This window comes from Veillonella rodentium (genome assembly GCF_900187285.1).
Classification (GTDB): Bacteria; Bacillota; Negativicutes; order Veillonellales; family Veillonellaceae; genus Veillonella; species Veillonella rodentium.
On sequence record NZ_LT906470.1, the window covers coordinates 1,102,114 to 1,114,442 of the forward strand.

Below are 12,329 nucleotides of genomic sequence, written 5' to 3' on the forward strand. Positions count from 1 at the left end.
AAAGGGGGTTATCCTTTTTTCACTGGTGCGAACTTCGCCATTACCACGCGCACCCCTTGCGTCGGAAACTCGATGGTCAATTTCATACCGGCCCCCTCTCCGGCAACACCGATAACCTTACCGTTCCCCCACTTGCTGTGAATTGCGGTATCACCAATCTTCCAGTCGGCAATGACTTCATTTCGAACAATCGGTTTTGTTACAGGGCGGCTGGTGACGCTCATATGCTGAGGCACCTGACGCTTAATATCGTCAGGTACCTTTCGTTTAGCTCGTAACGAATCGACTAATTCCTCCGGAATCTCATCAATAAAACGGGACGGTAAATAACTGCTTGTACGGCCGAATACGGTGCGCGTCGTTGCATTAGAAATAAATAGCTCTTTCTCCGCTCGCGTAATTCCCACATAAGCAAGACGACGCTCCTCTTCAATTTCCTCAGGATTCATCAATGTCCGGCTATGAGGAAATAATCCTTCTTCTAAGCCACACAAAAATACGATGGGAAATTCCAGACCTTTAGCAGCATGCAATGTCATCAAGGTAACCTTCGACTCTTCCTGTTCAAAAGAATCCACATCATTTACAAGTGCCACCTGCTCCAAGAAATCTTCTACTGTACCTGTGGGATTTGTATCCTGAAAATCTTTTGCCACAGACAACAGTTCACCGATATTTTCAGCACGCGCCTGATCCTGCGGATCCGTACTTTCTTCTAATTGTTCAAGATACCCTGTCCTGTCTAAAATAGATTCTAAAATTTCTAAAACAGATTTATCATCCATTTCAGCGACCAACGTGAAAATTAGAATACCGAATTCTTCCAGCTTTTCTTTTGTCTTACCCTTGATAGAATCAACCAGGTGTAATTGGGTCAATGTCATAAATAGAGATGTCCCGTTAGCACGAGCATATTCCTGCAACTTAGATACCGTAGTAGCCCCGATACTTCGCTTTGGAACGTTAATAATCCGCAACAGACTGAGATCATCGAAGGGATTATATAAAACCCGTAAATAGGCTAATACATCCTTAATTTCCTTGCGATCATAGAACTTTGTCCCCCCCACCATCGTATATGGCAAGGCCCGTTTTATCAACGCTTCTTCAAGTACACGGGACTGAGCATTTGTACGATATAAAATCGCCATATCTCCATATGGTACACCATGAACATCATGTTTTTTAGTGATCGTATCGCCGATGAAAGCCGCCTCTTCATGTTCGGATTGAGCCGTAAAATGCTGGATTTTAAGACCATCCACCTTATCGGTCCACAAATTTTTCTCAGGTCGTCCTTCATTATTATCGATAACCGCATTAGCCGCATCGAGAATAATTTTAGTAGATCGATAATTCTGTTCCAATTTTATGGATGTACAGTTCGGATAATCCTTTTCGAAATCCAGAATATTTTGAATATCCGCCCCGCGCCATGCATAGATACTCTGGTCAGCATCACCTACGACGGCGATATTTTTCCAGCGCGAAGACAATAAATACGCCAACAAGTACTGAGCATGGTTCGTATCTTGATATTCGTCGATCATGACATATCGAAAACGCTTGCTGTATTTATCGAGAACCGCCGCATTTGTCTGCAATAATTTAACAGCTACGAGCAATAAATCATCAAAATCCAATGCATTATTCTTGCGTAGTTCTTTCTCATAATATTCGTATACATCCGCTACCTTTTGCTGGTAAAAGTCACGTGCCTGTTTACGATAATCCGATGCGAACTGTAATTTATTCTTCGCATCTGAAATAGCAGCAATCATAGCCCCCACGGGATAATATTTATCATCAAGGTTCAACGCCTTCAATGCGGCCTTAACGACAACCTGAGAGTCCGATGTATCGTAAATCGTAAAATTACTGTTATAACCTAAAAAATTATCTAATTCGAAACGTAAAAACTTAGCACAGAAGCTGTGAAACGTACTGAGCCAGATACGATTAGCCACGTCACCTACAAGACCTTCCACACGGCTTTTCATTTCCTTAGCCGCCTTATTAGTGAAAGTGATGGCCAAAATTTCGTAAGGATTGACACCTTGTGCCAATAGGTGAGCAATTCGAACCGTCAACACCTTTGTTTTACCCGATCCGGCACCTGCAAGAATCAATAAAGGGCCTTCCGTATGTTGTACCGCTTTTTGTTGTTCTTTATTCAAACCTGTTAATAACGAATTCATCAGAATACCCCCAAAAGCCCTTAATGATTAAATCTAAAATCAGATTCAATCTATTTTCATATATATAGAGAGACTTAACCTATATATATATAGACTTAACCTATAATATAATATCTAATCAATATAATTAGATATTATGTAAAATGTTAAATGATCTTAAGTCTAATCTTTAATGTTAAATGTAATCTACTATATTACATAGAGAACAAGAACGTTGCATAGCAACGTTCTCATTTTACATATCTTATTTCATAGCCCCCAAAATCGGCGGTACAATTTGTTTTTTACGAGACATTGTATTCGGCAAGAATACGGAGTTATCTTTTATATCTTTCCCAAATGCATTTTTTACAACGGCATCAACATCACCGCTGAACAATAATGTTGTACTTTCATCAAGAATATTCGTAATCATAATATACGATGCATCATAATTATTAGCGTTGCGAAGAGATTCCAAAGCAGTGACTAATTCATCTTGCTTAGCCAAAACATCGGTCGTATCCATAACGGAAATTTGACCGATGGAAATTGTTTTACCCGCTTCGGAAAATTCTTTCATATCCGTACGAACGATATCATCATTCGTCAAATCGGAAATATCCGCACCGGCTTTCAACATATCTAGACCGTATGCTTCAATATCAACACCGGCAATTTCAGCTAATTTATGAGCCATTTTCTTATCTGTTTCCGTGCATGTAGGAGAACGGAACAATACGGTATCAGAAATAATGGCAGACAACATCAGTCCGGCAATATTCTTGGGAATATCCTGATTATTTTCTACATACAACTTAGTCAAAATCGTATTAGTGCATCCTACCGGTTCCATACGAATAAATACAGGTCCATCCGTTTCAAAGTCACCAATACGATGATGATCAATAACACCGCACATATTCATCGATTTATAACCATCGATAATTTGTTTTGATTCGTTATGATCTGTTAAATATAAATTTCCACCGTTAGGTGCAAATGCCTCCCAATTTGTAACGATTCGAGGATGCTCAAAGCCAAAATGGGACAATGCATATTTAGTTTCCTTATTCGCCTCACCAGCACATACAGGTGTGGCAGGTGTCCCCATTTGTGTCAAAAAATTAGCAAAGGAAATAGCGGAACAGATAGAATCCGTATCCGGACTTTTATGGCCTGCTACATATGTTTTTACGTCACTCATACTATACCTCTTTTATCAATAAATATATAACTTCATTGACTTAAGTCAATCCGATTTTTAACTTATTCATTATATCATAATTCACACAAAAAAACACGCCACTACTACGTAGTGGCGTGTTTTAAACCATCATAATATACAAAATATTAAAGATGTTTATTCATGGTCTTTCTTACGGTTAGTCAACAAGCCGGGCCCAAGTTTTTCAATGATGATGAACAACATCGGAATGATAAATATACCGAACAATGTTGCCGTCGTCATCCCTGCAACTACGGTAATCCCCATTGATATACGGGCACCGGAACCGGCACCAGTAGATACAGCCAACGGTAATACACCGAGGATAAACGCGAAGGATGTCATCAAAATAGGACGCAAACGTATCTTTGCAGCTTCAATCGCCGCATCGACAACGTTCATTCCGCGCTCATCAACACGAATTTTAGCATATTCGATAATCAGAATCGCATTCTTAGCCGCCAGCCCCACCAATGTAAGCAAGCCGATCTGCATATAAATATCATTAGCCAAACTATATTTACCGGTAAAGTTCAACAGGAACGGTATCAATGATGCACCGATCATACCGGATGGTACGGAGAATAATACGGCGAACGGTACCTTCCAAGATTCATACAGAGCGGCCAAAATCAAGAATACAAAAACAAGCCCTAAACCGAGAATCATCACGGTTTGAGAACCGGCTTTCAATTCTTCGCGGGATTGACCCGCCCAGTCGTAAGTATAACCTTGTGGTAATGTTTTTTCCGCCGCCGCTTTCAATGCATCGATAGCATCACCGGAAGAATAGCCGCTCGCTTGAGAACCGCCGATCTGTACGGCCATCGCATTATCGAAACGAGAAATGCTGGAAGGCATACCGGTCTGTTCCTTTGTAATATAATTGGATACCGGAACCATCGCGCCATTGCTGTTACGAACCGCCAACATATTGAGATTATCCGCATTTTGACGGTACATATCGTCAGCCTGCACCACTACCTTGTAGTTTTTACCGTACGTAGTGAAGTCATTGACCTGGATACTGCCGTAAAAACCTTGCAATGTGGTGAAAATATCGGACAAAGCGACACCATCTTGAGCCGCTTTCTCACGATTGATATCAAATTGTAAGGATGGTGTCGATGTGTCAAATGTAGTATATACTGTTTGAATGGCCGGACTCTTTCGGGCTTCCGCCAAGAATTCATTAGCCCGTTCGGCCATAACTTGCGGACTGTCCCCCGCCTTATTAATGATATACATACTGAAACCACCGGTGTTGCCAAGCCCCGGAATGGACGGTGGGTTCAGAGCGATAATCGTCGCTTCCGGTACCCCTTTAGCGGCAAATCCGAAAGTGGCGCCGATCATGGCATTAACGGATTGATCGGCACGTGTACGCTGATCCCATTCCGTCAATGTGGCGAAGATAACACCGGCACTGCTTTTCTGACCGCCCCCCAAAAGGTCGAAACCGGCGACGGTGAAGACCTCCTGGAAATTATCATGAATACCGTCAGAAGTTTCAAGGAAATATGCAACCTTTTCAAGGGTTTCCATAGTACGGTCCAATGTGGCCCCTGGCGGTTCGTTAACGGCAATCATATAATAACCGCTATCTTCGTCCGGCACAAACCCGGTCGGTAAAAAATGAAACACAAGACCCGTACCGCCTGCAAATATAAGCAGCGTGATAATTGTTAAGCTCAAACGGTGGCTTAAACGGGCCAGTTGAAACCCGTACCAGTTGCTGAAACGCTCCAAGCCCGCATTAAATTTATTCAATTGACGATGTACCCAATTTTCATGCTCATTCGGTACATGAGGCTTCAACATGGTCGCACAAAGCGCCGGTGTCAATACGAGAGCGATAACGGCGGAAATAACGACGGATACGGCGATAGTCAAAGCGAACTGTTTGTACAGAATCCCCGTCATACCGCCCATAAAAGCTACCGGCACGAATACGGCAACCAATACGAAAGCGATACCGATAACAGGTCCCTGCACATTTTCCATCGCCTTAATGGCCGCTTCTTTCGGAGGCAGCCCGTTATATTTTAATTCGTATTCAACAGCTTCCACCACAACGATGGCATCATCGACGACAAGGCCGATCGCCAGCACCATGGCAAATAATGTCAACGTGTTAATGGAAAAATCCAATATCACGAATGCGCCGAATGTACCGAGCAACGATACAGGTACGGCAATCATAGGGATGATTGTGGAACGCCACGACTGTAAAAACACATACACTACGACTAATACGAGCAGCAACGCTTCAAAGAAGGTATGCTCGACTTCATTAATGGATGCGCTTACGAATTTCGTATTATCAACGACAACGTGGTATTCCATATCAGGAGGGAATGATTTGGATTGCTCTTCCAGAACCTTCTTTACATTGGCGATTGTTTCAAGAGCATTCGCATCATTCTGCAAGGAAATCGCAAAACCCGCCACTTCCTTATGATTCGTCTTGGATTTAAAATTATAATCCTCCGCACCAATATGAATCCGTGCAATATCTTTCAGGTGAAGTACCGTGCCTTGAGAATTTGTCAACGAAATATCGCCGAATTGTTCCGGCGTTACAAGACGCCCTTCAATCTTGATCGGATATTGGAAGGCCTGCTGTCCGTTTGTCGGGTTCTGCCCAACCGTACCTGCAGCGGCCTGCAGATTTTGAGCCTTAATTGCTGCGGTGACATCGGAAATGGTGACACCCAGCTTTTGCATCTTCGCAGGATCCAACCAGACACGCATCGCGTAGTCGGAACCGAATTCCTGTACGGAACCTACGCCCTTGATGGATTTAATGGCGTCCATCAAATAATTGGTACCGTAATTCTTAAGAAATGTTGAGTTATACGTGCTGTTAGGGGAATTCAGAGAAAATACCAGCGCCATGTCACCGGACGATTTTGTGGTCGTAACCCCTACGGCCTGCACTTCGGACGGCAACTGTGAAAGTGCCGCCTGCACACGGTTTTGAGTATTAACGGTATCCATGTCGGCATCGGTTCCCTGATTGAATTGAATCGTCAAGGAATAGCTGCCGCTACTGGAACTGTTGGACGTCATATAGTCCATATCTTGTACGCCTACAATTTGTGTTTCAATAACACTGGCCACCGTATCGTTTACGACTTGTGCCGTAGCACCGGTATAAGTGGCATTAACACGAACGGTAGGCGGAGAAATTTGCGGATATCGAGCTATCGGAAGGTTCATCATGGAAATGAGACCTACCAACGTAATAACGATGGCTACTACGATGGCAAAGATAGGTCGATTGATAAAGAATTTCGACACGATCTAGCCTCCTCTTATTTTGTCGCCTTCAACTGCTCTTTTGTAAGCATTGTCGGATTTACCTTCACGCCGTTCTTAACTTTGGTTAAACCGTCAACGATAATAGTATCCCCTGCGGATAAACCGGACTTGACGATAGTATTCCCCCCCGTAGTACCGCCGAGTTCAACAGCTTTCTGTTCGACAACTCCGTCCGCATTGACTACATAGATGAAGTTCTTATCCATAATTTGCAAAATTGCACGGGATGGAACGAGGATAGCATTCTTTAATTTTTCACCCGGTGAAACTACCGTCGCAAACATGTTGGGTAACAGCAGGTGATTAGGATTCGGGAAGGACGCTTTCAACACAAGTTTGCCGGTGGAGTTGTCAAGACTCTTCGCAGCCTGTACGATTGTCCCCATTTCACCATATACCTGACCGTCAGCCAGTTTTAACTGAAGATCGGTACCGCTTGTATCATCACCGGATCGATTCGTCATGAAATCGAGATATTCCTGCTCCGTCATGCTGAATTCAACAAAAATCGGGTCAATAGAATCGATAGTCACCAATGTGGTGGACCCGGATTGTATAAAAGTCCCCAGATCCACATCATCCATGCGTAATGTGCCCGAATACGGCGCATATACGATGGTATCCCCCAAATTATCCTGAGCGATCTTGACGGACGCTTCATACGCATCATAGGCCGCTTTAGCCTGCTCCGCTGTACTGCGCTGTGTATCTACACGTTGCTGCGCAATGGCATCTTCTTTAGCCAGGCTTTCATAGCGCTGCAAATCAACCTCGGCATTTTTCAATGTAGCATTGGCCTGCGCAGCCTGTGCCTCTGCATTGGCCAGACTGGCTTCATATTGACGGGAGTCAATCCGATATAACGGTTGTCCCGCTACAACCTGTTCTCCACCTTTTACATATTTTTCCACTACATAACCGGTTACACGGGCATGAACGGCCACAGAATTTTCAGCGATGACAGTACCGCTGAAAGTCTGGTCCACCTGTGCATCACCGGCAGTGATTTTATATGCATTGACAGCCACGTCACCGGACTGCTGTTGTTCGTTGCCGCAACCTGCAACCATAACAGCCGACATCACGAGAGCCACCAACATACGGGAATAACGAAACTTCATTACCATACTCCTTTTTACGAAACTAATTATTTATAGCGTAGAAATTCACAGATATCTCAATATATTTTACTTTATTCTATTTATGAAGTCAACTTATAAGGACTTTCTGAATACAGTAAACCACAGATAAAATCTAAATAAACACTCTTCCATTGCATGCAATAAAAATGGTAAAAATCATTGACATTAAATATTTAAATGTGAACACTTATAACTTTCAAGAATATAAAATCATAAATCACTAGTTTACTTTATTTGCTTTCATTTAATACCGTATAACCATTATCATTCACTAAAATTGCTTCATTATTGTTTATCGGCACTAATGATATCTTATCTTGATAAGTATCTAATGTTTTCTGAGCAGTTTTTTCAAATGGATACTCTCCTATATGCGGCAGAACATAATGATCAAATACATTTAACCCTGCATAATCATCTAATTCAGAGGCTATACTTTTATCATCCATTATGTGATTATATTCAATATTCTCAGACATAATGATTGCCCCTGCGGATTCACCGATATAGAATGCCCCTTCTTTGATTCTTTTAACAAGGACCTTTATAAGATTTTTCTTATTTATTTCCTGCAATAAATAAAAGGTGTTCCCACCGGATATACATATACATTCCGCCTTTAAAATTTTATCCTTTAAATAGCCTTCATCAAATTTGGTAATATCAATAATTTCAACTTCATACCCTAGCAATCTCAGCATCTCAATACCTTCATCGATATATCCAGTATATGGTTCGACATTTCCGGCAGTAGGAATAAAAATTATTTTATTCGAAACCATTTTTGAAAGATACTTTTTTGTTATACTTTCTGTTCCCGCTAAATATGACATAAGTAAAATTTCCATAAACTATCACCCCTCAAATTTTTTACCACCTATTAATAATAAAATGGTTCTTATTATACAAAAAACCGCCTAAGAATCTACCTAGGCGGTTTTTAGAACCACTTAATCGGCTGTTCTCTATCTATTATAGCCGAAAAATCACTAATTTATCTGTAAGCATCTACTCATTTCTCAAGAAATAAATGTAGGCCTTTTATTTGGTGGAGATGAGGGGAGTCGAACCCCTGTCCAGAAGTGTTGCCATATAGACTTCTCCGAGCACAGTCTATGATTTAAGTCTCAGGTTGCTATCGCTCACAGACAAGCTACACAACCCCAGTTCATATTGTCTCGCCTAATTCATATGAACGACTAAATTAGGCCAGCCTACTGTTTGACGTCCATTCACACTTGGTAGGCACAAGTATGAGGGACGTAGCTTATGCAGCTAATGCAAAATTTTCTTCTGCGTTTAAATGTTTTCCCACCGTTTTACGGCCCCATGGAACGCCGACCCGCTATCTATACCACACGCACCCCTGTCGAAACCTTTACATCCCCGTGCGTCGGTTAAATAATTATAAGCCTATTTATACGCACTGTCAATTTAAGCCATTAAATATTGCTCATAGCCTGTTGCAAAGACCTGCACACATAATCGATCTGTTCTCTAGTATGTGCGGCAGTCACGGTGAGTCTGATTCTGCTTTCACCGACAGGAACCGTCGGCGGACGGATAGCGGTTCCGATAATACCGGATTTCCAAAGTGAATGAGATACGGCCAAGGCATCTTCGTTCTTACCGATTATAATCGGAAATATCGGTGTCGTATCCGTTGACTCTATACCGAATGTTCCTAATGCTCGAGCCATATAAGCCACATTAGCCTGCAGTCGTTCATAAATATCAATATCGGTTTCAATCAAATTAAGCGCCGCCAAGGCCGCGCCAATATCAGCCGGTGATAATGCCGTTGAAAATATAAAACTACGACTGAAATTGACGAGATAATCAACAATGATCTTGGACGCAGCCACATATCCGCCTACGGAACCCAATGCTTTACTCAATGTGCCCAACTGAATATCCACAAGTCCGTCCAAGCCAAAATGGGCTGATGTTCCGTGCCCCTCGCCGATAACACCTGTAGCATGAGCGTCATCGACCATGATCAGCGCATTATATTCTCGGCTCAATTCATATAGCGTATCCAACGGTGCAATATCACCATCCATACTGAATACGCCATCCGTAACAATCAACTTATGCGTATCCTTCGGTACGTTGTTGAGTAGATATGTTAAATGCTCCGTATCACAATGTCGATACGTCTGTATAGCAGCTTTACTTAGACGACAACCGTCAATGATGCTGGCGTGATTTAGAGCATCACTGAAGACAATGCTGTTTTTGTCGCACAAGGCGGCTATCGTCCCTACATTCGCCATATACCCCGTATTAAAAATCAAGGCACTCTCGGAATATTTAAACTTTGCAATGGCTCTCTCCAGCTCTGTAAACAGAGGAAATGTGCCCGATACAAGACGAGCCCCGCCGGATCCGGTCCCATATTTCTGTACGGCTTCTATAGCCGCAGATTGTACGCGGCTGTCAAAGGTCAGACCCAGATAATTATTCGAGGCCATCATCAGATACTCTCTATCATCATACACTACACGCACTGCATCTATGGGATGATACTCTTTAATAGTTCTGAAATTATGACTAATTTCTTTATCTGTTAATTGTTGTTGAAAGTATTCATACATCTTCTCACCATTCAACTAATACTGGAGCAGACTCCAAATAAGCGACTAATTTTGATACATCTGTTCCCGGTTTAACAAAAAAGATACGCCCTCCTATGGATGAATCCATTTCTTTCATATGAGGAAGGCGATGATATACACCGTTACAGGCGACATAGCCTATCGTATAATCCGGGTCATCGGACCAGCACAATTCACCAACAATACCTTCACAGGATTGTACCTTCGAGGCTAATACCAGAGCCTCGCGCATATGTTCATTCATATTGTACATACTGAGATCCGAGCAAGTATCCATATGACTGACACGCACGCCTCGCGGCCCTTCATCAAGGCGTTCCCCAGAAACGGAATCAATCAACATAGCGCCGCGCATAGATGTTGATAAGCCACATAATAGAGATACCCCTTTATCCACGGACATAGAGGTAATTTCAGTTTTGCTCAAAAGTTTCTTTGCCAGTAAACGCGCATCGGATACGTCGGAGGTTTCATACTCCTCTACGTCCAACACGGGGATATGCAGTATGGAATCCGTCGGTACAAGATCAACAGTGATATTGATAAAATCAGCAACCCCTTTACTATGATGTAAAGCTCGATCAGCTAAAGACTGCGCCACAGCCCCTACCTGATCCATCGTAACGATACGCTCTGCACCGGAAATATGATGTCCTCCCGATTCATGAGGGCCTCCTTGAGCAGCACGCATACGTATGCTATATAAGGGTTTCATCATAACACCTTCCCTTTTACGGAGTGATGTTGAGGTACCTGATTATGAATTTTCTGGAATACTTTCACGAATACAGGGGCCATAATAACGGTAAAAATCATACCCGGTACGGCCAATCCGATCATTGGCAACGCCGCTTTTCCGATATATAGAGATAGCGATAGTCTTGCTAAAACCGATGCGATAGGGCCGGATATGATAATGCCGACTATATGATTATGACATACCCACAAAATCAACCCTACAATCAGTCTGAACTGCATAGCAATCATCACATTCAATATGGTTTGTGTCCCCAGTGACAAACCTATTAAGCTCGATAAACAACCGCTGATAATGTACTTCTTAAATCCGAATACGGCGCAAATTGCCACCGCCAAAGGTGCAGACAGTTGAAATTCTATGCCCGGTATAACATTTGGAATTTTAATTGCCCCCAACACAGTGATCATAGCCGTTAAAATTGCGATTTCCGTAATGTACCTGATGTTCTGATTCATGATAATCTCCTCTACCCAGATAATGTTAACCACAAACTATTATTACAGTTTACATTATAATTAGAGAATCATAATTATACAAGAAAAAACTGCATCTCAAATTATGAAATGCAGTTAACAATAAGCTACAGAACAGCACATCGCTGTAAGATCAATATTTCTGCTGTTCCTTCAAACGTTTTTCTATATCGCGTTTCGCATCACGTTCCGCCATATCCTGACGCTTATCGTAAAGTTTTTTGCCCGTTACGAGACCGACCGTAACCTTTACATAACCACGACTGAAATGAAAGTTTAACGGCACCAATGAATATCCCTTTTCCTTCACCTGCGCGTGCAATTTATTGATTTCCGATTTATGCATCAATAACTTCCGAGTCCGTTCAGGATCATGATTAAAGCGGTTTCCCTGCTCATAAGGACTGATATGCACACCGTAAAGTAACAGTTCTCCCTTATCAATGCGACAGAAACTATCCTTTAAGTTCAATTTTCCCTGCCGAATGGATTTAATTTCCGTCCCCGTCAGAGCAATGCCCGCTTCATAGGTTTCATGAATGTTAAAATCATGACGCGCCTTACGATTATCAGCAATAAGCGACGGATTTGCTTGTTTTGCCATATG

Annotated in this window: 9 protein-coding genes and 1 other RNA gene; all 10 read right to left on the reverse strand. The window is 42.3% G+C overall.

The annotated features are described in order from the left end of the window. Positions 1 to 8: 8 nt before the first annotated feature. The 10 genes from pcrA to smpB all read right to left on the reverse strand — a co-directional run bounded on the left by pcrA (position 9) and on the right by smpB (position 12,326). Positions 9 to 2,198: a DNA helicase PcrA gene (gene pcrA, locus CKV62_RS04985; protein ID WP_095065969.1), complete on the reverse strand. Its 2,190-nt coding sequence runs from the start codon at positions 2,196 to 2,198 to the stop codon at positions 9 to 11. 244 nt (positions 2,199 to 2,442) lie between these two features. After that, on the reverse strand, positions 2,443 to 3,384 hold the full coding sequence (locus tag CKV62_RS04990) for a manganese-dependent inorganic pyrophosphatase (RefSeq protein WP_095065970.1): 942 nt from the start codon (positions 3,382 to 3,384) through the stop codon (positions 2,443 to 2,445). A 156-nt stretch (positions 3,385 to 3,540) separates the two neighbouring features. Next, on the reverse strand, positions 3,541 to 6,708 hold the full coding sequence (locus tag CKV62_RS04995; protein ID WP_095065971.1) for an efflux RND transporter permease subunit: 3,168 nt from the start codon (positions 6,706 to 6,708) through the stop codon (positions 3,541 to 3,543). 14 nt (positions 6,709 to 6,722) lie between these two features. After that, positions 6,723 to 7,850, reverse strand: coding sequence for an efflux RND transporter periplasmic adaptor subunit (locus tag CKV62_RS05000; RefSeq protein WP_095065972.1), 1,128 nt, complete (start codon positions 7,848 to 7,850; stop codon positions 6,723 to 6,725). Positions 7,851 to 8,101: 251 nt separating this feature from the next. After that, a complete protein-coding gene (locus CKV62_RS05005) occupies positions 8,102 to 8,719 on the reverse strand; it encodes a Type 1 glutamine amidotransferase-like domain-containing protein (protein ID WP_095065973.1) in 618 nt (205 codons plus the stop codon). Between the two features lie 198 nt (positions 8,720 to 8,917). Continuing rightward, positions 8,918 to 9,259, reverse strand: a transfer-messenger RNA (tmRNA) gene (gene ssrA, locus CKV62_RS05010). 54 nt (positions 9,260 to 9,313) lie between these two features. Then, positions 9,314 to 10,468 (reverse strand): 8-amino-7-oxononanoate synthase, encoded by a 1,155-nt coding sequence (gene bioF / locus CKV62_RS05015; RefSeq protein WP_095065974.1) that lies wholly within the window; start codon positions 10,466 to 10,468, stop codon positions 9,314 to 9,316. A 4-nt stretch (positions 10,469 to 10,472) separates the two neighbouring features. Next, on the reverse strand, positions 10,473 to 11,204 hold the full coding sequence (locus tag CKV62_RS05020; RefSeq protein WP_095065975.1) for a 6-carboxyhexanoate--CoA ligase: 732 nt from the start codon (positions 11,202 to 11,204) through the stop codon (positions 10,473 to 10,475). Continuing rightward, entirely contained in the window at positions 11,204 to 11,704 is a 501-nt protein-coding gene (locus CKV62_RS05025) for a hypothetical protein (protein WP_095065976.1), read from the reverse strand. Before CKV62_RS05025 ends, CKV62_RS05020 begins: the two co-directional genes overlap by 1 nt. Before the next feature lie 151 nt (positions 11,705 to 11,855). Further along, positions 11,856 to 12,326, reverse strand: a complete 471-nt coding sequence (smpB, locus tag CKV62_RS05030) for an SsrA-binding protein SmpB (protein ID WP_095065977.1) — start codon at positions 12,324 to 12,326, stop codon at positions 11,856 to 11,858. Positions 12,327 to 12,329 lie beyond the last annotated feature (3 nt).

Excerpts from the sequence above, each read along its gene's own strand:
- CKV62_RS04990 (WP_095065970.1), bottom strand. The coding sequence starts at position 3,384 with ATGAGTGACGTAAAAACATATGTAGCAGGCCATAAAAGTCCGGATACG.
- CKV62_RS05020 (WP_095065975.1), bottom strand. The coding sequence starts at position 11,204 with ATGAAACCCTTATATAGCATACGTATGCGTGCTGCTCAAGGAGGCCCT.
- bioF (WP_095065974.1), bottom strand. The coding sequence starts at position 10,468 with ATGTATGAATACTTTCAACAACAATTAACAGATAAAGAAATTAGTCAT.
- pcrA (WP_095065969.1), bottom strand. The coding sequence starts at position 2,198 with ATGAATTCGTTATTAACAGGTTTGAATAAAGAACAACAAAAAGCGGTA.
- CKV62_RS05000 (WP_095065972.1), bottom strand. The coding sequence starts at position 7,850 with ATGAAGTTTCGTTATTCCCGTATGTTGGTGGCTCTCGTGATGTCGGCT.
- CKV62_RS05025 (WP_095065976.1), bottom strand. The coding sequence starts at position 11,704 with ATGAATCAGAACATCAGGTACATTACGGAAATCGCAATTTTAACGGCT.
- CKV62_RS05005 (WP_095065973.1), bottom strand. The coding sequence starts at position 8,719 with ATGGAAATTTTACTTATGTCATATTTAGCGGGAACAGAAAGTATAACA.
- smpB (WP_095065977.1), bottom strand. The coding sequence starts at position 12,326 with ATGGCAAAACAAGCAAATCCGTCGCTTATTGCTGATAATCGTAAGGCG.